This is a genomic window from Geodermatophilus obscurus (assembly GCF_900143215.1).
GTDB classification, from domain to species: Bacteria; Actinomycetota; Actinomycetes; order Mycobacteriales; family Geodermatophilaceae; genus Geodermatophilus; species Geodermatophilus obscurus_A.
In genome coordinates, this window is sequence record NZ_FRDM01000016.1 from 71,680 (window position 1) to 95,647 (window position 23,968).

The window sequence follows — 23,968 nt, forward strand, 5'->3', positions numbered from 1 at the left end:
GGCCCAGGAACGCGGCCACTTCGACAGGTCGGGGGACGCCGAGAGCCCCCGGCCGGATGGCCGGGGGCTCTCGTTTCGCTGTAGCCCCGAAGGGATTCGAACCCTCGCTACCGCCGTGAGAGGGCGGCGTCCTGGGCCGCTAGACGACGGGGCCGTGCAGCATCCATCGTGCCACGCGCCGCACCGGGCCCGGACACCGGGAGCCGGAGACGACGAGAGCCCCCGGCCGGATGGCCGGGGGCTCTCGTTTCGCTGTAGCCCCGAAGGGATTCGAACCCTCGCTACCGCCGTGAGAGGGCGGCGTCCTGGGCCGCTAGACGACGGGGCCGTGCGGTAGTGCTGAGGAACTGTGTCTCCAGGCAGACAGCTTCCTCGCTGGGGTACCAGGACTCGAACCTAGACTAACGGAACCAGAAACCGTCGGGCTGCCAATTACCCCATACCCCAAGGGCCGTGCTGCGCCTCGCGGCGCTGGACATCACCATACCCGATGACCGGAGGCGGCCAGGGCACCCCCCACGGTGACGGTGGTCGCAGGTCGAACGCGGCGCTGCGCACCTCCGGCCGCAGCCGCCGGCGGGAGCGGGCCACCAGGGCGACGTACGCGGCCATGGCGAGCAGGTCGACGAGGACCACGACGGCGCCGGTGCCGGCCGGGACGGACTCGGTCGCCACCCCCTCCCCCAGCGAGCCCGCCAGGAGGAAAACCACGACGTTGTTGGCCGCGTGCAGCACGATCGCCGCCTCGAGCCCCCCGGTCAGCCAGACGACGGCCGAGGCGGCCAGCCCGAAGGCGAACCGGTCCAGGAACGTCCAGACGTCGGGCGGCAGGTGGGCGGCCGAGAACAGCGCGGCGGTCAGCACCCCGGCGACCACGGCACCCGCCTGCGGCCGGCCCACCCACCCGGCGATCGCCTGGCTGAGGTAGCCGCGGAACAGGTACTCCTCCGCGGCCGACTGCAGCGGCGTGGTCAGCAGCACGACGAGCAGCAGCCACCCGAACCCGGCCACCGGGCCGGTGGCCTCCCACTCCCCGGCCAGGAAGCCCAGCAGGACGCTGAGCAGCAGGCCCAGCGCGAGGGTGGGCAGCGACAGCAGCGTGAACGGCAGCAGCAGCCGCCAGCGCAGCCGGGCGACCACCGACGACGACCAACCGGGGCGCATGCCGTGCGCGGCGACCCAGGCCAGCCACACGCAGGGGATCGCGACGATCAGCGAGAGGTTGGTGAGCAGCAGCAGGGCCGGGTCGGTGAGGTCGGTCGGGTCGATCGCCGTGGGGTCGGGGAAGGCCCCGACGGCGAACCCGGCCAGGATCACCACCACGGTGGCGACGAGGTAGACGGCCGTGAACAGCAGCAGGCCCAGCAGCGGCCGCCACCAGCGCCAGCTGCGGCTGCGCGTGGCCTGCAGGAACTCGACCGGGGTGTCGTGCGGCGGGGTGCCCGGCGCCGGCTCCCACCGCATCCCGGGCGGGGGTCCCCACGGCGGGGCCGTGTGCGGTCCCGCCTGCAGCGGCACCGGACCGAGCGGCCACGGGACCGGCCCGACCGCCACTCCCGCGGCGGCCGGCGCGTGCACACCGCGCAGCGTCCCGGGGACGTACGGCGGCGCACCGTAGGGACCGGTCGGCGGCGGCCCGGTGTAGGGCTCGTCGTCGGGCACGGCCCAGCCGGGCGGTCCCGCTGCGCTCATCCGGTCACCCGGGGACGGCGGCCCGGGCCGCGGCGAGGCGAGCCAGGGTGCGCTCGCGCCCGAGCAGCTCGATGGACTCGTACAGCGGCGGGGACACCGTGCGACCGCTGACCGCGACGCGCACCGGGCCGAACGCCTGGCGTGGCTTGCGGCCCAGCCCCTCGACGAGCGCCTCCTTGAGCGCGGCCTCGATGTCGGCGGTGGTCCAGGCGGGCAGCTCGCGCAGCGCGGCCGCCGCGGCGTCGAGCACCTCCGCGGCCTCGGGACCCGCCAGCTGCTTGGCCGCGGCCGCCGGGTCGATCTCGACGTCGTCGACGAACAGGAAGCCGAGCAGGCCCACGGCGTCGGAGAGGACGATCATGCGCTCCTGGGCCAGCGGGGCGATGGCGTCGAGGACGCGCTGCTGCTCGGCCGACGGCGGCTCGCCGACCAGTCCGGCGCGGGCGAGGAAGGGCACGACCCGCGCGGTGAAGTCCTCCACCGGCAGCGCGCGCAGGTGGGAGGCGTTGATGGCCTCGGCCTTCTTCAGGTCGAAGCGGGCCGGGTTCGCGCTGACCCGGGTGACGTCGAAGGCCTCGACCATCTCGGCCATCGAGAAGACGTCGCGGTCCTCGGCGATCGACCAGCCCAGCAGCGCCAGGTAGTTGGCGAACCCCTCGGGGAGGAAACCCCGCGCGCGGTGGACGTCGACGTTGGACTGCGGGTCGCGCTTGGACAGCTTCTTGTTGCCCTCCCCCGTCACGTAGGGCAGGTGGCCGAAGCGCGGCGCGCCGGAGGCCACGCCGATGTCGGCCAGCGCGGCGTAGAGCGCCAGCTGCCGCGGCGTGGAGGGCAGCAGGTCCTCTCCGCGCAGGACGTCGGTGATGCCCATCAGGGCGTCGTCCACCGGGTTGACGAACGGGTAGAGCGGCACCCCGTTGGCCCGGACGACGACGAAGTCGGGCACCGAGCCCGCGGCGAAGCGGATCTCCCCGCGGACCAGGTCGGTCCAGGCGAGGTCGGCCTCGGGCATCCGCAGCCGCAGCACCGGCTCGCGGCCCTCGGCGCGGAAGGCCGCCTTCTGCGCGTCGGTGAGGAACCGGTCGGCGTTGTCGTAGCCGAGCTTGGGGTCCTGCCCCGCGGCCCGCCGGCGGACCTCGACCTCCTCGTTGGTGGAGAAGGACTCGTAGGCGTGCCCCGCCGCCAGCAGCTTCTGGGCCACCTCGCGGTAGACCTCGTGGCGCTGCGACTGCCGGTACGGCCCGTGCGGGCCGCCGACCTCCGGGCCCTCGTCCCACTCCAGGCCCAGCCAGCGCAGGCTGTCGAGCAGGTGCCGGTAGGACTCCTCGGAGTCGCGCGAGGCGTCGGTGTCCTCGATGCGGAAGACGAACGTGCCGCCGGTGTGCCGGGCGTGCGCCCAGTTGAACAGCGCCGTCCGCAGCAGGCCGACGTGCACCATGCCCGTCGGCGACGGGCAGAACCGGGTGCGGACGCCGGTCGTGGAGGGGGACGTCATCGCAGGCCGCCGGCGGTGGAGGTGGTGTCGGCGCCGCTGACGCCGTTGACCAGGGACCCCAGGCCCTCGATGGCGCACTCCACCCGCTGGCCGGGCCGGATCGGGCCCACGCCGCTGGGGGTGCCGGTGAGCACGACGTCGCCGGGCAGCAGGGTCATCACCTGGGAGATGTGGGAGACCAGGGTCGGGACGTCGAACAGCAGCTGGCTGGTGCGGCCGGACTGGCGCAGCTCGCCGTCCACCGTGCAGGTGACCTCGAGGTCGGCGGGGTCCTTGCCGAGGCCGGCGAGGTCGGTCTCGATCCACGGGCCCAGCGGGCAGAAGGAGTCGAAGCCCTTGGCACGGGTCCACTGCCCGTCGCCGGCCTGCATGTCCCGCTCGGTGACGTCGTTGGCGATCGTGTAGCCGAACACGCTGCCCGGGGCCTGCTCCGGGGTGACGTGGCGGGCACCGCGGGCGCCGATGACGACGGCCAGCTCGACCTCGTGGTGCACGTTGGTGCTGCCCGGCGGGATGCGGATGGCGTCGCCCGGGCCGATGACCGTCGTCGACGGCTTGAGGAACAGCAGCGGCTGCGACGGGGCGTCGCCGGTGCCCATCTCCTCGACGTGCGCCGCGTAGTTCTTGCCGACGGCCACCACCTTGCTCGGCAGGATCGGCGAGAGCAGCCGGACGTCGGCCTGGGCGTAGCGCTGACCGGTGAAGGAGATGGTGCCGAACGGGTGGCCCTCGATCTGGGCGACCTGGCCGTCGCCGTCGAGGACACCGAAGGACATGCCCGAGGGCGAGGCGAAGCGGACGATGCGCACGCTCCGAGGCTAGTCGGCGCTTCCCGCGCGCCCCCGCCGAGGAGGACCTAGCGTGCCCCCATGGCCTGCCGTTTCTCCGAGCTCGTGGTGGACAGCCGGGACCCGGAGTCCCTGGCGACCTTCTGGGCGGAGGTCCTCGGGTACGAGGTCCTCGGTCGGGAGGAGGACGGCGGCGTGGAGATCGGCCCGGCGGCCGGCTTCGGCGGTCCGGCGCCGACGATCGTGTTCGCGCCGGTGGCCGAGCCGACACCGGGCAAGGTGCGGCTGCACGTCGACGTCAGTCCCACCGACCGCGACCAGGACGCCGAGCTGGAACGGCTGCTCGCACTCGGCGCCACCCGTGCGGACGTCGGCCAGTCCGGCGACGAGAGCTTCCACGTGCTGGCCGACCCGGAGGGCAACGAGTTCTGCCTCCTGCGCCGCCGGCTCGATCCCCTGTGACCGAGTCCTGACAGAGGAGACCGACATGATCCTGATCGTCATCAAGATGCCCGTCCGGCCCGACCGCATCGACGAGTTCCGGACCCACGCCGACGAGTACGCCCGGGCGGTGAACGCCGAGGAGGGCAGCCTGTTCTTCGAGTGGTCGCGCAGCGTCGAGGACCCGAACACCTTCGTCTGCATCGAGGGCTTCCGGGACTCCGAGGCCGGCGCCTCCCACGTGGCCACCCCGCACGCCAAGGCCGCCTTCGACTGGATGTCGGACCTGGTCGCCGAGCAGCCGCAGATCATCTACATCGACGCCCCGGAGGTCGGCGGCTTCGGCCCCATGGGCGAGGTCAAGCCCCGGAGTTGAGGTGGACCGGTCGCGGGGCCCCGGCCCCGTCCCGGGGCCCGCCCCGAGCGTGCGAGGGGTGGGGAGGACGGGGTCCTTCGCCCGACCGGGAGACGGGCAGCGGCTCGGCGGCCGCCGGGAACGGCACCGGGCCGCGGTGTCGGCCGGTAGGCCGACGGTGTGATTGACCTGCAACCCGGGGTGCCGCAGAGTGGCGCGGTGACCCGGGCCCTGGCGGTGCTCATCCTCCTGGCACTGCTCACGGTCGTGGTCGAGGCGACCGACCACCCGCACCCGCTGCTCGCCGTCGCCCTCGGGGTGACGTACTCGGCGCACGCGCTGGTCGCGCTCCCGTGGCTGGCCGGCCAGCCGGTGCCGCGCCGGTACTGGCTGACGGCCGGTCACCTGTGCCTCCAGCTCCCGCTCGGTGCACTGCTGTTCGGCGCCGCACACACCGGCGTGGGGGCGACGCTGCTGCTCCTGGTGCTGGTCGCGCAGAGCGTGCTCCTCCTCCCGCTGCCCGCGGCCGCCGTGGTCACGGCTGTCGTCCCCCTCGTGCACCTGGGCATGGGCTGGGCCGACTTCGCCCGTCAGGGTCTGGGTCTGCTCGGCGCGGCGGTCTTCACCGCGGTCGTCACCGCACTGCTCCAGCGGGAGCAGCAGGCCCGGGCCGAGCTGGCCGAGGCCAACGAGCAGCTGCGCGGGTACGCCGCCCAGGCCGAGGAGCTGGCGACCACGCGGGAGCGCAACCGGCTGGCGCGCGACATCCACGACGGGCTGGGCCACCACCTGACCGTCGTGCAGATGCAGGTGCAGGCCGCGCGGGCGGTGCTGTCGACCGACCCCGGCCGCGCCGACGAGGTCCTCGCCAAGGCGCAGCAGCAGGCCGGCGAGGCGCTGGCCGAGGTCCGCCGGTCGGTGGCCACGCTGCGCGAGCCCCGGACGTCGCCGCCGCTGCGCACCGCTCTGGAGGTCCTGACGGCGGAGGTCTCGGCCGCCGGGGTGCCCACGACGCTCGAGGTCGTCGGCACCGAGCGGCGGCTGCCCGCCGAGGCCGAGGAGTCCCTCTTCCGCTCGGCGCAGGAGGGGCTGACCAACGTCCGCAAGCACGCCGGGGCGGCCTCGGCCCGGGTGACCCTGACCTACGGCGAGGACGGGACGGTGCGGCTGGCGGTGCGGGACGACGGCCGCGGCCTGCCGGCCCCACGGCGCGGCGAGGACGCGGGTGCCTTCGGTCTGCTGGGGCTGCGGGAGCGGGCGGCGCGCGCCGGTGGGCAGCTGAGCGTGGCGTCGGTCCCGGGCGGCGGCACCGAGCTGCTGGTCGAGGTGCCGGGGTGAGCGCCGTCCGAGTGCTGGTGGTCGACGACCAGGCGCTGTTCCGCGAGGCGCTGGTCACCCTGCTGGGTGCCCGGCCCGAGGTCGAGGTCGTCGGGGAGGCCGGCGACGGGCAGCAGGCGCTGGAACGGGCAGCCGCGCTGCAGCCCGACGTCGTCCTCATGGACCTGCACATGCCCGTGCTCGACGGCATCGCCACGACCCGCCGGCTGCGGGTGGAGCAGCCCGGCGTCCGGGTGCTGGCACTGACCACCTTCGACGACGACGAGGACGTCTTCGCCGCGCTGCGGGCCGGCGCGCTGGGCTACCTGCTCAAGGACGTGTCCGCCGACCGCCTCGTCGAGGCGGTGCTCTCGGCCGCGCGCGGGGAGTCGGTGCTCCAGCCGTCGGTGGCGGCCAAGGTGGTGGCCCGCTTCGCGCAGCTGGACGACACCCCGCGGGGCCGACCGCAGCCGCTGGTCGTGCCGCTGTCCGACCGCGAGCTCGACGTCCTCCGCCTGCTCGCCGACGGCCGCAGCAACCGGGAGATCGCGACGGCGCTCTTCCTCGCAGAGGGCACGGTCAAGAACCACGTGACCAACGTGCTCGGCAAGCTCGGCGCCCGGGACCGCACCCAGGCGGCGCTGCGCGCCCGCGCCCTCGACCTGCTCTGAGGGTCATGCCGGGAGGTGACCGGCGACCGTGACCTCCGGCACCTGGCGAGAAGGCCGCGACGCCCGAGGCTCTGCGGCATGACGACGCAGCACACTCGCACCCGGAGCCGGCACACCTGGCACCTCGTCCGCCACTACCTGGAGATGGTCGTGGCGATGGTGGTCGGGATGGTGGTCCTGGGTCCGCTCGAGGGCCTCGTCTGGCCCGGCCTGGACGACCGGGTCGACGTGCACGCCCTGGTCATGGCCACCAACATGGCCGTCGCGATGGCCGCCTGGATGCGCTTCCGCGGCCACTCCTGGCCGGCGATCGCCGAGATGTCGGCGGCGATGTACCTGCCGTTCGTCGTCCTTCTGGTGCCCTACTGGGCGGGCGCGGTGTCCGGCTCGTTCCTGTTCACCGCCGGACACGTGCTGATGCTCCCGGCCATGGCGCTGGCCATGTGGTGGCGCCTGGACGAGTACGCCCACCACTGAGCCTCGCGGCCGGCCACGGGCCTCTCCTCGGTGGCAGCGATGATCAGGTGACCTGACCATCGAGCGTCCTCCCTCACGGTCCACGGTGAGGGAGGACACAGCATGATCAGGGCCCCTGATCATGGCCCGGCGTCAGCGGTTGCGGACGGCATAGGTGAGGGCGTCGACCAGGGCGTGCCAGGAGGCCTCGACGACGTTGTCGTGCACGCCGACGGTCGTCCACTCGCCCACCCCGTCGGTGCTGTCGATGAGCACCCGGGTGGTCGCGCTGGTGCCGCCCCTCCAGCCCAGGATGCGGACCTTGTAGTCGGCCAGCGAGACGTCGGCCAGCTGCGGGTACCGGCTGACCAGCGCCTGGCGCAGCGCGTTGTCCAGCGCGTTGACCGGCCCGTTCCCCTCGCCGGTGGAGATGACCCGCTCGCCGTCCACGTGCACCTTCACGGTGGCCTCGCTGACCACGTCGCCGTTGCCCCAGTGCTCGACGGAGGTCCGGTAGCTCTCCAGTTCGAACAGCGGCGGCGGGGCGTCGGGCAGCTCGGCGCGCAGCAGCAGCTCGAAGGAGGCGTCGGCGGCCTCGAACGACCAGCCGCCGGCCTCGAGGACCTTGACCCGGTCGACCACCCGGCCGATGACGTCGGCGTGCCCGTCGAGGTCGACACCGAGCTCGCGGCCCTTGAGCTCCACCGACGCCCGGCCGGCCATCTCGGTGACCAGGATGCGCATGTCGTTGCCGACCAGCGCCGGGTCGAGGTGGTTGTACAGCTCGGGACTGACCTTGATGGCGCTGGCGTGCAGACCCGCCTTGTGCGCGAACGCGGAGGCGCCCACGTAGGGCTGGTGCTCGTCGGGAGCGATGTTGGCCAGCTCGGCGATGGCGTGGCTGACCCGCTGCAGCTCGGCCAGGCAGCCCGCAGGCACGACCGGCAGGCCCATCTTGGTGACCAGGTTGGCGATCAGCGCAAAGGTGTCGGCGTTGCCGGCCCGCTCGCCGTAGCCGTTCGCCGTCCCCTGCACGTGGGTCACGCCGGCCTCGACGGCGGCCAGGGAGTTGGCGACGGCGCAGCCGGTGTCGTCCTGGCAGTGGATGCCGAGCTTCCCCTCGACCCGCGCGCGGACGTCGGCGACGACCCGGCCCAGGCCCATCGGCAGCATGCCGCCGTTGGTGTCGCACAGGACGCCGACCTCGGCACCGGCGGCGAAGGCCGTCCGCAGCACCTCGACGCCGTGGTCTGGGTCGGCGGCGTACCCGTCGAAGAAGTGCTCGCAGTCGACGAAGACCCGCCGGCCGTGGCCGACGAGGAAGGCGACGGTGTCGTGCACCATCGCCAGGTTCTCCTCGAGCGTGGTCCGCAGCGCCTCGCGCACGTGCCGGACGTCGGACTTGGCGACCAGGCAGACCACCGGTGTCTCCGCGTCGAGCAGCGCCCGCACCTGGGGGTCGTCCTCGACCCGGACGCCGGCTTTGCGGGTGGCACCGAACGCGACCAGCTGGGCGTGCCGGAGCTTGAGCTCGGTGCGGGCGCGGGCGAAGAACTCGGTGTCCTTGGGCAGCGCACCCGGCCAGCCGCCCTCGATGAAGCCGACGCCGATCTCGTCGAGCAGCCGGGCGACGGCCAGCTTGTCGGCGACGGAGTAGCTCACGCCCTCGCGCTGGGCGCCGTCGCGCAGCGTGGTGTCGAAGACGTGGAAGTCGGTACTGGTCGGCACGGTGTCCTCCGAGGGGACGGCGCAACTGCCCCAGACACGAAGAAGACCCCCCGGGAACGGGAGGTCTGCGCGCGGTCCGGGGAGTGGACTGCGCGCTAGGCGATGGTGATCGAGCCGGTTCGGTGCATCGTCCTCCAGTGAAGCACGCGCCCCGCCGTCCCCGGCGGGCGCGTGCTCGGGACGACAGGGCGGCCACCCTCCAGGGACCCACGCCGAGCCTCGTGAGGTGATGGAACGGCCCCTCTGCAGGGTCCCGCCGCGAGCCTGCCAGCGGTGGGGGCAGTGGAAGGACCCCGTCCTCCTCACGCCTCGCACGCTCGGCGCGAGCCTCGGGACGGGGCCGTTCAGCCGCCGGCGAGCGCGGCGAGCCGGTCGCCGACCTCCTCGGTGCGGACCTGGGCCGCCGGGTCGCGGGTGGAGAGGTCGAAGGCGACCGCGGCGTCGATCTTGCGGGCCTGGTCGGCGCGGCCGAGGTGCTCGAGCAGCAGCCCCACCGACAGCACGGTGGCCGTCGGGTCGGCGACGCCCTTGCCGGCGATGTCCGGCGCCGAGCCGTGCACCGGCTCGAACATGCTCGGGTTCGTGCCGGAGGCGTCGAGGTTGCCGCTGGCGGCCAGCCCGATGCCGCCGGTGACGGCCGCGGCCAGGTCGGTGACGATGTCGCCGAACAGGTTGTCGGTGACGATGACGTCGAAGCGGCCCGGGTCGGTCACGAAGAACATCGAGGCCGCGTCGACGTGCTGGTAGGCGACGGTGACCTCGGGGAACTCCGCGGAGACCTCCTCGACCGTCCGCGACCACAACGAGCCGGCGTGGGTGAGGACGTTGGTCTTGTGGATCAGCGTCAGGTGCCGGCGCGGGCGCGCGGTGGCCCGCTCGAACGCGTAGCGGACGACCCGCTCGACGCCGAACGCGGTGTTCAGGCTGACCTCGGTGGCCACCTCGTGCGGGGTGTCGCGGCGCAGCACGCCGCCGTTGCCCACGTACGGCCCCTCGGTGCCCTCGCGCACGCACAGCATGTCGATGGCGCCGGGCTCGGCCAGCGGGCTGGGAACGCCGTCGAACAGCCGGGCCGGGCGCAGGTTGACGTGGTGGTCGAGCTCGAAGCGCAGCCGCAGCAGCAGCCCGCGCTCGAGGATGCCCGGCGGGACGCTCGGGTCGCCGATGGCACCCAGCAGGATCGCGTCGTGCCGGCGCAGCTCGTCGAGCACCGTGTCCGGCAGCAGCTCGCCGGTGCGCTGCCACCGCGACGCACCGAGGTCGTAGGGGGTGCTCTCGACGTCGGGAGCGATCGCGCGGAGGACCTTGAGGCCCTCGGCCACCACCTCCGGGCCGATGCCGTCTCCAGGGATCACTGCCAGGCGCATGGGCACCGACCCTAGGTCAGCGGGGGGTGAGGTCCGCGGAGCGGGCCTCACGCGCGCCGATCCGGCCGGCGATGTCGCCGAGCAGCTCGGCGGTGACCGGGCTGTCCACGGTCACCGCCATGAGCGCCTCGCCGCCGCGGGTGGTCCGGCTGACCTGCGCGCCGGCGATGTTGATGCCGGCCTCGCCCAGCGTCGCGCCGACCGTGCCGACGACGCCCGGCCGGTCGGTGTAGATGAAGAACAGCAGGTAGCCCGCCGCATCCAGGTCCATGTCGAAGCCGTTGACCTCGACCAGCTTGGGCACCTGGTTCTTGCCGAAGAGAGTGCCGGAGACGGTCACCTCGGTGCCGTCGGCCATCGCGCCGCGGACGCTGATGAGGTTGCGGTAGTCCGGGCTCTCCAGCTCGCTGGTCAGCGCCACCTCGAGACCGCGCTGCTCGGCGAACAGCGGGGCGTTGACGTAGGTGACCTGCTCCTCGATCACGTCGGAGAACACGCCCTTGAGGACGGCGAGCTGCAGCACCGAGTCGTCGAACTCGGCGATCTTGCCGCGGACCTCTACGGTCACCGACTGGGCCAGCCCGCCGGCGACGGCGGTGAACACGCGGCCGAGCTTCTCGGCCAGGGGCAGGCCGGGGCGGACGTCCTCGGCGACGACCCCGCCGGCCTGGACGTTCACCGCGTCCGGCACGAACTCGCCCTGCAGCGCCAGCCGCACCGACTGCGCCACCGCGGTGCCGGCCTTGTCCTGCGCCTCCGTGGTGGACGCGCCCAGGTGCGGGGTGACGACGGTGTTCGGCAGCCCGAACAGCGGGCTGTCGGTGCACGGCTCCGTGGCGTAGACGTCGATGCCGGCGGCGCCGACCTGACCCGACGCCAGCGCCTCGGCGAGGGCGGCCTCGTCGACCAGCCCGCCGCGCGCGGCGTTGACGACGATCACACCGCGCTTGGTGGTGGCCAGCTCGGCGGCGCCGATGAGGCCGAGGGTCTCCGGCGTCTTGGGCAGGTGGATGGTGATGAAGTCCGCCTCGCGGAGCAGGTCCTCCAGCGACACCATGCGCACACCGAGCTGCGCGGCCCGGCCCGGCTGGATGTAGGGGTCGTAGGCGATCAGCGTGACGCCGAAGGCGGCCAGGCGCTGGGCGACCAGCTGGCCGATCCGGCCCAGCCCGACCACGCCGACGACCTTGTCGGTGACCTCGACGCCGGTGAACCTCGAGCGCTTCCAGGTGCCCTCGCGCAGCGACGCGTCGGCGGCCGGGATGTGCCGGGCGGCGGCCAGCAGCAACGCCACCGCGTGCTCGGCCGCGCTGACGATGTTCGACGTCGGCGCGTTGACGACCATCACGCCGCGCTCGGTGGCCGCGGCCACGTCGACGTTGTCCAGGCCGATGCCGGCCCGGGCGACGACCTTCAGGTTCGGAGCGGCGGCCAGTGCCTCGGCGTCGATCTGCGTGGCGCTGCGGATCATCACGGCGGCGGCGTCGGCCAGTGCCGGCAGCAGAGCGGCGCGGTCGGCTCCGTCGACGTGCCGGATCTCGACGTCGCGCCCCAGCACCTCCAGCACGCTGGGGGCGAGCTCCTCGGCTATCAGGACGACGGGCGCGGTCGTGGTCACGGGGGCACAGCCTAGGGACGACGGCCGCCGCCGGGCCGACCGCCCCGCCCCGTCACCGGGCACCCCCGCCGGAGGGTGGGGTCGCTTGCCCGGGTACGGACGGACGGACATCCTGGCCGCACGACCAGGCTGTCCTGGCCGCGAACGGTCGGCGGACGCCGGCGCCGACGGAGGGAACCATGAGCACCCACGACGACGAGCACGGCTCCGGCACCGACCCGCGGTACCAGCCCCCGCAGCAGTACGGGCAGCCGCCGCAGTACGGGTCGGGCGGGCAGCAGGGGCAGCCGTACGGGGGCCAGCAGTACCACCCCTCCCCCTACGGCCAGGGCCAGCCGCAGGCCCAACCGCACGGCCAGGCCGGGTACCCGCAGTACGGCCAGCCGGGCGGCTACGGCTCGTACCCACCCCAGGGTCAGTACGGGCAGTACGGCGGCCAGTACGGACCGTACGGCCAGACGGCGGTGCCGGCCCGGCCCGCGCCGGTCGTCGTGGCCGCGGTGCTCGGCTTCGTCTTCAGCGCGTTCGGCGCGCTGATGACCGTGGGGCTGCTCCTCGGCGGGGCGCTGCTCGGGACCGTCCTCGAGGACGTCGTCGCCAGTGACCCCACCCTGAGCGACGTCGACCCCAGCGAGCTCGGCGAGGTCACCGACTTCGCGTTGCTCTTCGGGGTCGGCTTCGGGGTGCTCGCCCTCCTCTGGACGGCGCTCATGATCTGGGGCTCGGTGCGCGCGCTGACCGGACGCAGCCGCGTGCTGCTGCTGGTGGGCGGGGGGATCGCGGTGGCGCTCACCGGGTTGCTCCTGCTCGCCGTCCTCTCCGGCGTCTCCACCGGTGAGGTGGGTGGGGGCGAGCTCGTGTTCTCCCTGCTGCTGTTCCTCGCGGCCCTGGCGATCGTCGTGCTGCTCTGCCTGCGGCCGGCCGCGCAGTTCTACGCCGCGCACCGCGCCCGACGGGCCGCCCGCTGATGCCCGGAGGAGAACGCCCCGTGTCCTCGACCGGTCGTCCCGAACCGCCGGACCGCGGCCCGCTGGGCCGATTCGGAGCCCCGGTCGGCCAGGGAAGCCAGCGCCCGCCGCATGTGCTGGTCGCGACCGTGGCCGGCTTCCTCGAGGCCGGGCTGCTGGTGCTCGCGGCCCTGGCCTACTTCCTGGCGAGCGTGCGTGAGCCGAGCTTCGTCGTGTTCGGCGCCGTCTTCCTCGGCCTCTTCCTCGCCTGCCTCCTGGGCAGCGTCCAGGTGCTGCGGGGTAGGAACCGCGCCGTCCTGATGGTCGCCGGCGGCGTCGCGGCCGCGATCGCCCTGGTCCTGATCGCGATCTCCGTGGCCGGCGGAACCGGCTTCGATGCCTTCTCCGCGCTCGTCGTGCTGCTGGGGGTGGCCGCCGTCGTGCTGCTGCTGCAGGCGCCGTCCCGGGACTGGTTCGCCGCCCGCCGCGAGCGTTAGCCCGGGAACGCGAGAGGCCCCCGCTGCCGTGGGCAGCGGGGGCCTCGTGACGCACGGGTGCGGCCACCTTTCAGGGACTCTCCGCCTGCGCCTGCGAGGCGGAGGGGGAACGATGGTCCTTCTTCAGCCCCGCGCGGCGGTGCCGGTGTAGTCGTCGGCGGCCGACACCCAGCTCATCAGGCCGCGCAGCTTGCGCCCGGTCTCCTCGATCGGGTGCGCCTCGGCCTCGGCACGGCGGCGCGTGAAGTCCGGCGCTCCGGCGTCCTGGTCGGCGATGAACTCCGCGGCCCAGGAGCCGTCCTTGATCCGGGCCAGGACGTCCCTCATGGCGTCCTTGACGTGCTGGTCGATGACCTTGGGCCCGGAGGTGTAGTCGCCGTACTCGGCGGTGTCGGAGACCGACCAGCGCTGCTTGGCGATGCCGCCCTCGTACATGAGGTCGACGATCAGCTTCAGCTCGTGCAGGCACTCGAAGTAGGCGATCTCGGGCTGGTAGCCGGCCTCGGTGAGGGTCTCGAACCCGGCGGTGATCAGCGCGCTCGCGCCACCGCACAGCACGGCCTGCTCGCCGAACAGGTCGGTCTCGGTCTCCTCGGCGAAGGTCGTCCTGATGACGCCGGCGCGGGCGCCGCCGATGGCCTTGGCGTAGGACAGCGCCAGTTGCAGCGCCTGCCCGGTGGCGTCCTGCTCGACGGCGACGAGTGCCGGCACGCCCTTGCCGTTCTCGAACTCGCGGCGCACCAGGTGGCCCGGGCCCTTCGGGGCGACCATGGCGACGTCGACGCCGGCCGGGGGCTTGATGTAGCCGAACCGGATGTTGAAGCCGTGGGCGAAGAACAGCGCGTCGCCGTCCTGCAGGTTGGGCTCGACCGCCTCCGCGTACAGCCTCCGCTGCACGTGGTCCGGAACCAGGATCATGATCAGGTCGGCCTCGGCGGCGGCCTCGGCCGGCGTCACGACCCGCAGGCCCTCGGCCTCGGCCTTGGCGCGGCTCGTGCTGCCCTCGGGCAGGCCGACGCGGACGTCGACCCCCGAGTCGCGCAGCGACAGGGCGTGCGCGTGCCCCTGGCTGCCGTAGCCCAGGACGGCGACGGTGCGCCCCTGGATGATCGACAGGTCGGCGTCGTCGTCGTAGAAGATCTCGGCGGCCATGCGGTGCGTGCTCCTTCTGTACGTGTGGATGGAGGATGGCCCCCTCGCAGGGGCCCGCCGCGAGCGTGCGAGTGGCGGGGGGCGAGGGGGTCCTTTCAGGCGGTGCGCTCGACCGGGCGCAAGGTACCGGCGCCGCTCATCGAGCGCGGACCCCGCCCCAGGGCGACCGTGCCCGACTGCGCCATCTCCTTGATGCCCAGCGGGGCGAGGACGGCGAGCAGAGCCTGGAGCTTGTCCGGCGTGCCGGTCGCCTCCAGGGTCACGGTGTCGGTGTTGACGTCCACGACGTGGGCCCGGAACAGCTCGGCGGTCTGCAGCACCTGGGTGCGGTCGGCCATCGGTGCGCGGACCTTGACCAGCAGCAGCTCCCGCTGGACGGCCGCGGCCGAGTCCAGCTCGACGATCTTGATGACCTCGATGAGCTTGTTCAGCTGCTTGGTGATCTGCTCCAGCGGCTGGCTCTCGGCGTCGGCGACGATCGTCATCCGGGACAGGTCGGGGTTCTCGGTCGGCCCGACCGCGAGGGACTCGATGTTGAAGCCGCGCCGGCTGAACAGCGCCGAGACGCGGGCCAGGACGCCGGACTTGTTCTCGACCAGGACCGACAGTGTGTGGCGGCTCATGCCAGGGTTCCTTCCAGGTGCCAACGTGCTCAGCGGCCGGCCCCCTCTCAGGGCCCCGCCGCGAGCGGAGCGAGTGGTGGGGGGAGAGGGGGTCCTTACACCTGTCCGTCGCCGAAGACCGGACGCAGGCCGCGCGCGGCCAGGATGTCGTCGTTGCTGGCGCCCGCGGCGACCATCGGCCACACCTGGGCGTCGGCGCCGACGACGAAGTCGATGACCACCGGGGCGTCGTCGATCGCCATGGCCTTCTCGATCACCGCGTCCACGTCGTCCGCGGACTCGCAGCGCAGGCCGACGCAGCCCAGCGCCTCGGCCAGGGCGACGAAGTCGGGGATGCGCACCGGCTTGGGCCGGCCCTCGGCGTCGACCGGGTGCAGCTTGGTGTTGGAGTAGCGGCCCTCGTAGAAGAGGGTCTGCCACTGCCGCACCATGCCGAGGTTGCCGTTGTTGATGATCGCGACCTTGATCGGGATGCCCTCGATGGCGCAGGTGGCCAGCTCCTGGTTGGTCATCTGGAAGCAGCCGTCGCCGTCGATGGCCCAGACGGTGGTGTCGGGGCAGCCGTACTTGGCGCCCATGGCCGCAGGGACGGCGTAGCCCATCGTCCCGAGGCCGCCGCTGTTGAGCCAGGTGCCCGGCTTCTCGTACCGGACGAACTGGGCGGCCCACATCTGGTGCTGGCCGACGCCGGAGGTGTAGACCGCGTCGGGCCCGGCGATCGCACCCAGCCGCTCGATCACGTACTGCGGGGACAGCGAGCCGTCCTCGGGCCAGTCGTAGCCGAGCGGGTACCGCGTCCGCCAGTCGTCGAGCTGCGCCCACCAGGCGGTGAGGTCGGGGGTGCGGCCGGCCTCGTGCTCGGCCCGCAGCGCCGGGAGGAGCTCGGCGATGGTCTCCCGCGCGTCGCCGACGATCGGGACGTCGGCCTTGCGGTTCTTGCCGATCTCGGCCGGGTCGATGTCGGCGTGCACCACCTTCGCGTTCGGCGCGAACGTGGAGAGCTGGCCGGTGACCCGGTCGTCGAACCGGGCGCCGAGGGTGACGATCAGGTCGGCCTTCTGCAGCGCGGTCACCGCGGTGACGTTGCCGTGCATGCCCGGCATGCCCAGGTTCTGCGGGTGGCTGTCGGGGAACGCGCCGCGGGCCATCAGGGTGGTGACCACCGGGGCGCCGGTGAGCTCCACCAGCTCGGCCAGCTCCGCGGTCGCCTGGGCCTTGAGGACGCCGCCGCCGACGTAGAGCACCGGCCGGCGGGCGGCAGCGATCAGCGCGGCGGCCTCGCGGACCTGCTTGCCGTGCGGCCGGGTGGTGGGCTTGTAGCCGGGCAGGTCCAGCCGCGGCGGCCAGGAGAAGTCGGTCGTCGCCTGCAGGACGTCCTTGGGGATGTCGACGAGCACCGGGCCGGGCCGGCCGGTCGCGGCCAGGTGGAACGCCTCGGCGATCCGCTGCGGGATCTCGCGGGCGTCGGTGACCAGGAAGTTGTGCTTGGTGATCGGCATCGTGATGCCGCGGATGTCCGCCTCCTGGAAGGCGTCGGTACCGATCGCGGCCGTCGGGACCTGGCCGGTGATCGCCACGATGGGGACCGAGTCCATGTAGGCGTCGGCCAGCGGGGTCACCAGGTTGGTCGCACCCGGGCCCGAGGTGGCCATGCAGACGCCGACCCGCCCGGTGGCCTGGGCGTAGCCCTGCGCGGCGTGACCGGCGCCCTGCTCGTGGCGGACCAGCACGTGGCGGACCCGGGAGTCGAACAGCGGGTCGTAGGCGGGCAGGATCGCCCCGCCCGGGATGCCGAAGACCACGTCGACGCCGACCGCCTCGAGCGACCGCACGAGGCTCTGGGCCCCGGTGAGGCCGGTGAGCGGCTCGGCGGCGGCCTCCTCGACCGAGCGGGCGGTGGTCTCGACCCCGGTCAGTGCCTCGGCGGCCTCACGGGTGGCGGACCCACCCGGGGTGGTGCTGGTCATGGCGTCTCCTGGCCTTGCCTGTGTCATTGCCTGCTGCGGGATTGCCTGCTGCGGAACTGCCTGCTGCGGGGGCGCCCCGGACGGGGCCGTGCGGTGTGCGGCGCGGGTGCCTGCGGCGCGGGCCGGCGGCCGTCGGGAGGGAGGTCGGGGCCCGCAAACGAAAGACCCCTCGTGCCTGCGGGCACAGAGGGGTCAGCGCGTCGGTCGGGAGGACCGACGCGCTAGGCGACTACGAGGAGCAGGCACGCCGGACGCACGCCGCCACTGTGCGCCTCGACCAGCCGCCTCGTCAACCACGTCGTCCCACTGCATGGGACGACGTGTCGTCAGACGTGGGATGGCAGCCGGTCGCCGGCGGGCCCGCCCGGACAGGGCGCGGCCAGCACCGCCGGCAGAGCGAGCGGGGCCCGGTCAGCTCCAGGACCGCGGTGGCGGCGGCGAGCGACCCGAGCAGCCCGAGGACCGGACCGGAGGCTTCAGCGGGATGCCACGAGGCCGGGCCACAGCTGACCGGCGCCGCTGTCGAGCACGTCGACCAGCTCCCGCGGGCGCATCGGGCGGGCCAGCAGGAAGCCCTGGGCGAAGCCGCAACCCGCGGCGCGCAGCGCGCCGAGCTGGGCCGGCGTCTCCACGCCCTCGGCCACGACGTCCAGGCCCAGGGCGCCGGCGATCGCGACGACGGACTCGCACAGCGCCCGCACCTTCGGGTCGCGGTCCACCCGCAGCACGAAGGCGTGGTCCAGCTTCAGCACGTCGATCGGCAGCCGGGTCAGGTGGGCCAGCGAGGAGCGGCCGGTGCCGAAGTCGTCCAGCGCCACGTGGACGCCCATGAGCCGCAGCGCCTCGAAGTCGACGGCCACGTGCTCGCCCTCGGACATGATCGTCGCCTCGGTGATCTCCAGGATCAGCCGCTCGGGCGCCAGCCCGGTCGACTGCAGCACCGCGGCGACGTCGCGGACCAGGGTGCGGGCGGCGACGTGCGAGGCGGAGATGTTGACCCCCAGCCGCAGCGGCGCGCCGGCGCACGGCAGGGACAGGACGGCCGTGGCGGCGTGCGTCAGCGCCCAGCGCTGCAGCTCGCCGATCACCCCGGCACGCTCCGCGATCGGCACGAACTCCGCCGGGGGCACCTCACCGAGCTCCGGGTGCTGCCAGCGCAGCAGCGCCTCGACGCCGGTCACCCGCTGCTCGCCCAGGGAGACCACCGGCTGGAACAGCACCGACAGCTCGCCGCGGTCCCAGGCGCCGGGCAGGTCCTCGCGCAGGCGGGCCCGCCGCTCGGCGGCACTGCCGAGCGCCGGCCGGTACCGCAGCGCGGTGCCCGTGCCCGCGGCGGCCGCCGCACGGACGGCGAGCTCGGCGCGGATCATCAGGTCCGGGACCGACTCCGCGGCCCCCAGGTCGACGACGCCGATGCCGGCGCTGAGGTCGAAGACCCCGGCGCTGGTGTCCAGCGGCTGCTCCAGCACCGACAGGCAGCGGTCGGCCAGCAGGTCCACGGCGTGCGGTGCACCCTCGGCCAGGACGGCGAACGCGCCGCCGCCCACCCGGGTGACCGGGTCGCTGCCGCGCACGGTGGCCCGCAGCCGCCGGCCGACCTCGACCAGCACCTCGGTGACGACGTCGCGGCCGGCGTCCTCGCGCACCTCGTCCAGGCCGTCGAGCTCGATGAGCAGCAGGCTGCGGCAGCCCGGCCCGCCGGCGGTCAGCGCCTGCTCGAGCAGGCGTTCGCAACCGGCCCGGTTGGGCAGCCCGGTGACCGGGTCGGTGAACGCGACCTGCTCCAGCACCTGCTCCCGCGCGACCCGCTCGGTGGTGTCGCGGCAGTGCAGGACGACGGCGCCCACCACGGTGTCCGAGCGCAGGTCCGAGACGCCGGCCTCGAGGTGCCGCCAGCCGCCGTCGGTGTGCCGCAGCCGCAGCCGCAGCACACCGGCGGGCGCGGCGGCCATGGCCGCGGGCCGCAGGGCACGGGCCACCGGCAGCGCGTCGTCGGGGTGCACCAGCTCGAGCAGGTCGGTACCCACGGGGATGGCGTCGGCGGCGCCGAGCGTCGTCCCCAGGGTCGGCGAGGACCAGGTCACCCGGAGGTCGCCGTCGAGGATGAGCACGGCGTCGCTGCTGGTGGCGACGAGGGAGCGGAAGTAGGCCTCGCTGCGCCGCAGCCGGGCGCCGAGGCGCTGCTCCTCGCGGGCGGTCAGCCAGCGGTGCAGCACGGCGAGGACGGCGCACAGCGAGCCGCCGACGGCGATCACCGGGCTGATCCGGTGACCGGTCAGCGATACCGCGGCGGCGCCGAAGCAGGCGACCGTCATGGCCAGGTGCGGGAGGAGCTGGCGCAGGTGCGTGGAGCGTCCGGTGTGCGGCTGGGGACGGGACTCGCGGCACGGGCCCGGGTCCAGCAGGACGGCGGCACCGAGCAGCACCAGCCCGCCTGCGACGAGGACCCGGCCGACGTCGCCGACGGCCTGCTCCCCCGTCAGCGTCGCCGAGGTGCCCAGCGCCCGGCCGGGGGCGAGCAGCGCCGTGGCAGCCAGCAGCACCAGCGCCATGGGCTGGCGGCGGCTCTCGATGACGCCGAGGAGCAGGACGGCGGCGGCCACCGTGGCCGAGGTGACGACGACGGCCGCCGCGAGGACGGCGCGACCGCTCGGGTCGAGGTCCAGCCAGCTGAGGTCGGGCCCGAGCACCAGCACCTGCACGACGAGCACGCAGGCGGTGAGGAAGAGGGCGAGCTCGACGGCCGGACGGGCTCCACCGCGCAGCCGCGAGGGGGCGACGAGGGTGAGGATGCCGACGACGGCGATCACGTAGCCGGGGACGGTGGGCAGCCAGCGCACGGCCACCTGCTCCAGCGGGGAGCCCGGTGCCGCGACCGGAACTGCGAGCAGGCCGACCACCGGCAGCAGCGGGGCCAGGGCGAACAGCCGCCAGCCGCGCCACCCCGGCTGCGCGGACCGGCCGGCGGTCCAGAGCACGGCTGCGGTGGCGATGCCGAGTGCGCCGACCGCCAGGTCCCCCAGGTGTCCCGGGCCGGACGTGCTCGCGGACACCGCGCAGGCGGCACCCACGGGCACGGCGCTCCCGAGGAGCCACCACCTCAGCTTCTGCACACCTGCTCAGTCGGCAGGCAGGAGAGCCGGCGACAGTGCGGCGACCCCGGCCCTCACCCCTCCGGGGGAGCGTCCCGCGCGCGGCGACCGCGGCCCTCACCCCTCCGGGGGAACGCCCCGCGCGCGGCCTCCTCGCAGGGCCCCGCCGCGAGCGTGCGAGCGGCGGGGGCGACCCCCTTCCAGGAGCCCGCCCCGAGCTTGCGCAGGGTGGGGAGGACGGGGGTCCTCCGTTCAGCCGCAGACCGCGCCCTGGGCCGCGGAGCTCACCAGCTTGGCGTACTTGCCGAGGACGCCGGTGGTGTAGCGCGGCGGCAGCGGTTGCCAGTCCTGGCGGCGGCGGGCCAGCTCGTCCTCGTCGACCAGCAGGTCGAGGGTGCGGGCGGCGAGGTCCAGCCGGACCCGGTCGCCGTCCTGCACGAAGGCGATGGGGCCGCCGTCGGTGGCCTCGGGGGCGACGTGGCCGACGCACAGCCCCGTCGTCCCGCCGGAGAACCGGCCGTCGGTGAGCAGCAGGACGTCCTTGCCCAGGCCCGCGCCCTTGATCGCGCCGGTCACGGCGAGCATCTCGCGCATGCCCGGCCCGCCGCGGGGGCCCTCGTAGCGGATGACCACGACGTCGCCGGCCTGCAGCGTGCCGTCGGTGACGGCGTCCATCGCGCCCTGCTCACCGTCGAAGACCCGTGCGGTGCCCTCGAAGACGTCGGCGTCGAAGCCGGCGGACTTCACGACCGCACCCTCCGGCGACAGCGAGCCGCGCAGGATGGTCAGCCCCCCGGTCTTGTGGATCGGGTTGTCCATGGCGTGGACGATGGTGCCGTCCAGGTCCGGCGGGGCGATCTCCGCGAGGTTCTCGGCCATCGTCTTCCCGGTCACGGTCAAGACGTCGCCGTGCAGCAGGCCGGCGTCGAGCAGCGCACGCAGCACCACGGGGACGCCGCCGACGCGGTCGATGTCGGTCATGACGAACCGGCCGAACGGCTTGACGTCGGCCAGGTGCGGAGTGCGGTCGCCGATCCGGTTGAAGTCCTCGAGGGTGAGGTCGACCTGGGCCTCGTGCGCGATGGCCAGCAGGTGCAGCACGGCGTTGGTCGAGCCCCCCAGCGCCATGACCACGGTGATGGCGTTCTCGAACGCCTCCCGGGTCATGATCTGGCGGGCGGTGATGCCCTGGCGCAGCAGGTTGACCACGGCCTCGCCGGAGGCGATCGCCACGGCGTCGCGGCGGCTGTCCGGAGCCGGCGGCGCGGCGCTGCCGGGCAGGGCCATCCCCAGCGCCTCGGCGACGCTGGCCATCGTGTTGGCGGTGTACATGCCGCCGCAGGAGCCCTCGCCGGGGCAGGCCGCCTTCTCGATGGCGTCCAGCTCCTCACGGCTGATCAGCCCGCGGGCGCAGGCCCCGACGCCCTCGAAGACGTCGATGATCGTCAGGTTGTCCCGGTCACCGAGCCGTCCGGGCAGGGTCGAGCCGGAGTAGACGAAGACACTGGCCAGGTCGAGCCGGGCGGCGGCCATGAGCATGCCGGGCAGGGACTTGTCGCAGCCGGCGAGCAGCACCGTGCCGTCGAGGCGCTCGGCGAACACGACCGTCTCGACCGAGTCGGCGATGACCTCGCGGGAGACCAGCGAGGCGCGCATGCCCTCGTGGCCCATCGAGATGCCGTCGGAGACGGAGATGGTGCCGAACTCCAGCGGGTAGCCGCCGGCGGCGTGCACGCCCTCCTTGGCCCGCTTGGCCAGCCGGTCCAGGGACAGGTTGCACGGGGTGATCTCGTTCCACGACGAGGCGACGCCGATCTGCGGCTTCTGCCAGTCGTCGTCGCCCATCCCGACCGCGCGCAGCATGGCGCGGGCCGGGGCCTTGGCGATGCCGTCGGTCACCTCGTAGCTGCGCGGCTTGAGCGGGCTGTGCGTCCCGCTGTGGGACTCGTGTCCGGGGATGAGGTCCTCGCCGATCGTCACTCGTCCTCCTCGCTGGCGCTCGTCGGCCTCACACCGATCGTCGCGCTCTGCTCCTGCGTGAGCTGGCGGGCTCGCTCACGTCCGGGACTCTAGGCCGGTTCGCCCGGCCCGCCGAGAGACCGTCGATACTGGTACCGGCACCACCACCACCGACGTCCCGCTCCCGGAGCCCGCCGTGTCCGCCACCGCCACCGCTCGTCGCGAGCTCGCGGAGTTCCTCCGGTCCCGCCGCCGCCAGGTCGACCCCCGGGCCGCCGGGTTGCCCACCGGCGGTCCGCGGCGGACGCCGGGGCTGCGCCGCGAGGAGGTCGCGCTCCTGTCCGGGGTGAGCCACACCTGGTACACGTGGCTGGAGCAGGGCCGCGACATCCGGCCGTCGCGGCAGGTGGTCGACGCGCTGGCCCGCACGCTGCGGATGTCGCCGGCCGAGCACGAGTACGTGCTGCGGCTGACCGGGCACGGCGGCGCCGCCCCGGCCGGCGCGGCCGACGGCATGCCGGCCCACGTGCAGCGGCTGCTCGACGCGCTGGGCCCCTCCCCCGCCTACGCCATCACGGCCGGCTGGACGATCGTCGGCTGGAACCACGCCTACGAGCTCCTCTACCCCGGGGTGGCCACCGTGCCCGCGGCCGACCGGAACCTGCTCTGGTTGGTGTTCACCGACCCTGCCGTGCGCACGCTGCTCGGCGACTGGGCCGGTGACAGCCGCCGCTTCCTCACCCAGTTCCGCGCCGAGGTGGGCCCGCGGCTGGCCGACCCGGAGGTGGTCGACCTGGTGGCCCGGCTCGAGGCGGCCAGCCCGCACTTCCGCGCCGGCTGGGCCAGCCACGACGTGGACCGGTTCAGTTCCTCCGAGCGGCGCTTCGAGCACCCGGCGGTGGGGACGCTGCTGCTCGAGCACCACCAGCTCACCCCGGCCGACGCGCCGGGCCTGCAGCTCGTCGTCTACACCGCCGCGGAGGGCGGCGACGCGGCGGACCGGCTGGCGCGGCTGTCGGCCTGAACCGGTCTGGGAGGATGTGCGGACGTGGGGACGGCCAGCTTCCGGATGAACCGGGTCGCACTGCTGCCGGTGGTCCTGCTGACCGTGTGCGTCGTCCCCCTGGCCTTCGCCGCCACCTGGACCCTGGTGTTCCTGCTCGTGCCGGTCGGGGCCGCGACGTGGGTGCTGCGGACCGGGGTGGACGTCGGCGAGGACGGCGTCACGGTGCGCTCGCCGGTCGCCGCCCGGCACGTGCCGTGGCGTGAGGTGGCGGGCATCCGCGTCGCCGAGCGCGGTGACCTGTGGCTGGTCACCACCCGCGGCACCGAGGTGCGGCTGCCGGTGCTGCGCGCCCGCGACCTGCCCCGCCTGGCCGCCGTCTCCGGCGGCCGCATCCCCGCTCCCGCCGGGCCCCGGTAGCCGTCGCCCGCCTCACCGCCGCCCCGTGGACGCCTCACAGCGCTGTCCGTGTCAGTTGATGGGGTTGGTGTAGCCGGCGTGGGTGAACCAGCCGGCGGCGTCTGCCGGTGTGATCGTGCGCATGGCGGCGGCGATGGCGGCGTCCAGCGCCTGGTGGGTGCGGGCGGCTGCCGCCCGCAGCAGCGCCTTGAGCTTGGCGAAGGCCTCCTCGATGGGGTTGAGGTCGGGTGAGTAGGCGGGCAGGAACACCAGCTGGCAGCCGGCCGCCTCGATGAAGCGACGAGCCCGGGCGCTCTTGTGCGCGGCGACGTTGTCGAGGACCACGACCTGCCCGGGGGTCAGGGTGGGCGCCAGCACCCGCTGGATGTAGACGTCGAAGG

At 74.0% G+C, this 23,968-nt stretch carries 21 protein-coding genes and 3 tRNA genes; 9 read left to right on the forward strand and 15 right to left on the reverse strand.

What is annotated here, in order from left to right:
* Nucleotides 1–81: 81 nt before the first annotated feature.
* The 6 genes from BUB17_RS15490 to BUB17_RS15515 all read right to left on the reverse strand — a co-directional run bounded on the left by BUB17_RS15490 (nt 82) and on the right by BUB17_RS15515 (nt 3,996).
* Nucleotides 82–154, reverse strand: a tRNA-Glu gene (locus tag BUB17_RS15490).
* A 101-nt stretch (nt 155–255) separates the two neighbouring features.
* Nucleotides 256–328, reverse strand: a tRNA-Glu gene (locus tag BUB17_RS15495).
* A gap of 47 nt (nt 329–375) precedes the next feature.
* A tRNA-Gln gene (locus tag BUB17_RS15500) sits at nt 376–447 on the reverse strand.
* On the reverse strand, nt 433–1,692 hold the full coding sequence (locus tag BUB17_RS15505) for a CPBP family intramembrane glutamic endopeptidase (protein WP_083606356.1): 1,260 nt from the start codon (nt 1,690–1,692) through the stop codon (nt 433–435). Before BUB17_RS15505 ends, BUB17_RS15500 begins: the two co-directional genes overlap by 15 nt.
* Before the next feature lie 4 nt (nt 1,693–1,696).
* Nucleotides 1,697–3,187 (reverse strand): glutamate--tRNA ligase, encoded by a 1,491-nt coding sequence (gltX, locus tag BUB17_RS15510; protein WP_072919441.1) that lies wholly within the window; start codon nt 3,185–3,187, stop codon nt 1,697–1,699.
* Nucleotides 3,184–3,996: a fumarylacetoacetate hydrolase family protein gene (locus tag BUB17_RS15515; RefSeq protein WP_072919442.1), complete on the reverse strand. Its 813-nt coding sequence runs from the start codon at nt 3,994–3,996 to the stop codon at nt 3,184–3,186. Before BUB17_RS15515 ends, gltX begins: the two co-directional genes overlap by 4 nt.
* 60 nt (nt 3,997–4,056) lie before the next feature.
* On the opposite strand from BUB17_RS15515, the gene BUB17_RS15520 reads away from it, so the two are divergent.
* From BUB17_RS15520 to BUB17_RS15540, 5 genes are all read left to right on the forward strand, one after another.
* Nucleotides 4,057–4,437 (forward strand): VOC family protein, encoded by a 381-nt coding sequence (locus tag BUB17_RS15520; RefSeq protein ID WP_072919444.1) that lies wholly within the window; start codon nt 4,057–4,059, stop codon nt 4,435–4,437.
* A gap of 25 nt (nt 4,438–4,462) precedes the next feature.
* Entirely contained in the window at nt 4,463–4,792 is a 330-nt protein-coding gene (locus BUB17_RS15525) for a putative quinol monooxygenase (RefSeq protein WP_072919445.1), read from the forward strand.
* A gap of 198 nt (nt 4,793–4,990) precedes the next feature.
* Complete coding sequence (locus tag BUB17_RS15530) at nt 4,991–6,109, forward strand: sensor histidine kinase (protein ID WP_072919447.1); 1,119 nt, start codon at nt 4,991–4,993, stop codon at nt 6,107–6,109.
* Entirely contained in the window at nt 6,106–6,759 is a 654-nt protein-coding gene (locus BUB17_RS15535) for a response regulator (RefSeq protein ID WP_072919449.1), read from the forward strand. The genes BUB17_RS15530 and BUB17_RS15535 overlap by 4 nt, the downstream gene beginning before the upstream one ends.
* Before the next feature lie 78 nt (nt 6,760–6,837).
* Nucleotides 6,838–7,236 (forward strand): hypothetical protein, encoded by a 399-nt coding sequence (locus BUB17_RS15540; protein WP_072919450.1) that lies wholly within the window; start codon nt 6,838–6,840, stop codon nt 7,234–7,236.
* 132 nt (nt 7,237–7,368) lie between these two features.
* Here the strand turns inward: BUB17_RS15540 and cimA are convergent, their stop codons facing one another.
* The 3 genes from cimA to serA form a co-directional block, all read right to left on the reverse strand.
* On the reverse strand, nt 7,369–8,943 hold the full coding sequence (cimA, locus tag BUB17_RS15545) for a citramalate synthase (protein ID WP_072919452.1): 1,575 nt from the start codon (nt 8,941–8,943) through the stop codon (nt 7,369–7,371).
* 344 nt (nt 8,944–9,287) lie between these two features.
* Nucleotides 9,288–10,310 (reverse strand): 3-isopropylmalate dehydrogenase, encoded by a 1,023-nt coding sequence (locus tag BUB17_RS15550; RefSeq protein WP_072919453.1) that lies wholly within the window; start codon nt 10,308–10,310, stop codon nt 9,288–9,290.
* Nucleotides 10,311–10,326: 16 nt separating this feature from the next.
* Nucleotides 10,327–11,928: a phosphoglycerate dehydrogenase gene (serA, locus tag BUB17_RS15555; protein WP_072919455.1), complete on the reverse strand. Its 1,602-nt coding sequence runs from the start codon at nt 11,926–11,928 to the stop codon at nt 10,327–10,329.
* 179 nt (nt 11,929–12,107) lie between these two features.
* On the opposite strand from serA, the gene BUB17_RS15560 reads away from it, so the two are divergent.
* The gene (locus BUB17_RS15560; RefSeq protein ID WP_072919457.1) at nt 12,108–12,896 is read left to right on the forward strand and encodes a hypothetical protein; all 789 of its coding nucleotides are present in this window, start codon (nt 12,108–12,110) and stop codon (nt 12,894–12,896) included.
* Between the two features lie 20 nt (nt 12,897–12,916).
* Nucleotides 12,917–13,372, forward strand: a complete 456-nt coding sequence (locus BUB17_RS15565) for a hypothetical protein (protein ID WP_072919458.1) — start codon at nt 12,917–12,919, stop codon at nt 13,370–13,372.
* A 123-nt stretch (nt 13,373–13,495) separates the two neighbouring features.
* Here the strand turns inward: BUB17_RS15565 and ilvC are convergent, their stop codons facing one another.
* The 5 genes from ilvC to ilvD form a co-directional block, all read right to left on the reverse strand.
* A complete protein-coding gene (gene ilvC, locus BUB17_RS15570; protein WP_072919460.1) occupies nt 13,496–14,524 on the reverse strand; it encodes a ketol-acid reductoisomerase in 1,029 nt (342 codons plus the stop codon).
* Nucleotides 14,525–14,619: 95 nt separating this feature from the next.
* The gene (gene ilvN, locus BUB17_RS15575; protein ID WP_072919462.1) at nt 14,620–15,147 is read right to left on the reverse strand and encodes an acetolactate synthase small subunit; all 528 of its coding nucleotides are present in this window, start codon (nt 15,145–15,147) and stop codon (nt 14,620–14,622) included.
* A 95-nt stretch (nt 15,148–15,242) separates the two neighbouring features.
* Nucleotides 15,243–17,114 carry an acetolactate synthase large subunit gene (locus BUB17_RS15580; RefSeq protein ID WP_072919464.1) on the reverse strand — a complete coding sequence of 624 codons (1,872 nt, stop codon included), beginning with the start codon at nt 17,112–17,114 and terminating at the stop codon, nt 15,243–15,245.
* Nucleotides 17,115–17,590: 476 nt separating this feature from the next.
* Complete coding sequence (locus BUB17_RS15585) at nt 17,591–20,191, reverse strand: putative bifunctional diguanylate cyclase/phosphodiesterase (RefSeq protein WP_141243038.1); 2,601 nt, start codon at nt 20,189–20,191, stop codon at nt 17,591–17,593.
* Between the two features lie 267 nt (nt 20,192–20,458).
* A complete protein-coding gene (gene ilvD, locus BUB17_RS15590; RefSeq protein ID WP_072919467.1) occupies nt 20,459–22,186 on the reverse strand; it encodes a dihydroxy-acid dehydratase in 1,728 nt (575 codons plus the stop codon).
* A gap of 175 nt (nt 22,187–22,361) precedes the next feature.
* Between ilvD and BUB17_RS15595 the strand changes: the two genes are divergently transcribed.
* The gene (locus tag BUB17_RS15595; RefSeq protein ID WP_072919469.1) at nt 22,362–23,189 is read left to right on the forward strand and encodes a helix-turn-helix transcriptional regulator; all 828 of its coding nucleotides are present in this window, start codon (nt 22,362–22,364) and stop codon (nt 23,187–23,189) included.
* 24 nt (nt 23,190–23,213) lie between these two features.
* A complete protein-coding gene (locus tag BUB17_RS15600) occupies nt 23,214–23,588 on the forward strand; it encodes a PH domain-containing protein (protein WP_083606357.1) in 375 nt (124 codons plus the stop codon).
* A 51-nt stretch (nt 23,589–23,639) separates the two neighbouring features.
* On the opposite strand, the gene BUB17_RS15605 is transcribed toward BUB17_RS15600, so the two are convergent.
* Nucleotides 23,640–23,968 (reverse strand): transposase (locus BUB17_RS15605; RefSeq protein WP_175561384.1); only part of this gene is annotated, 329 nt, incomplete at its 5' end.

What these genes read in the sequence shown, in the direction of transcription:
- BUB17_RS15520 (WP_072919444.1), top strand. Translation starts at nt 4,057, where the DNA reads ATGGCCTGCCGTTTCTCCGAGCTCGTGGTGGACAGCCGGGACCCGGAG.
- BUB17_RS15525 (WP_072919445.1), top strand. Translation starts at nt 4,463, where the DNA reads ATGATCCTGATCGTCATCAAGATGCCCGTCCGGCCCGACCGCATCGAC.
- gltX (WP_072919441.1), bottom strand. Translation starts at nt 3,187, where the DNA reads ATGACGTCCCCCTCCACGACCGGCGTCCGCACCCGGTTCTGCCCGTCG.
- ilvN (WP_072919462.1), bottom strand. Translation starts at nt 15,147, where the DNA reads ATGAGCCGCCACACACTGTCGGTCCTGGTCGAGAACAAGTCCGGCGTC.
- BUB17_RS15560 (WP_072919457.1), top strand. Translation starts at nt 12,108, where the DNA reads ATGAGCACCCACGACGACGAGCACGGCTCCGGCACCGACCCGCGGTAC.
- BUB17_RS15505 (WP_083606356.1), bottom strand. Translation starts at nt 1,692, where the DNA reads ATGAGCGCAGCGGGACCGCCCGGCTGGGCCGTGCCCGACGACGAGCCC.
- BUB17_RS15550 (WP_072919453.1), bottom strand. Translation starts at nt 10,310, where the DNA reads ATGCGCCTGGCAGTGATCCCTGGAGACGGCATCGGCCCGGAGGTGGTG.
- ilvC (WP_072919460.1), bottom strand. Translation starts at nt 14,524, where the DNA reads ATGGCCGCCGAGATCTTCTACGACGACGACGCCGACCTGTCGATCATC.
- BUB17_RS15580 (WP_072919464.1), bottom strand. Translation starts at nt 17,114, where the DNA reads ATGACCAGCACCACCCCGGGTGGGTCCGCCACCCGTGAGGCCGCCGAG.
- BUB17_RS15540 (WP_072919450.1), top strand. Translation starts at nt 6,838, where the DNA reads ATGACGACGCAGCACACTCGCACCCGGAGCCGGCACACCTGGCACCTC.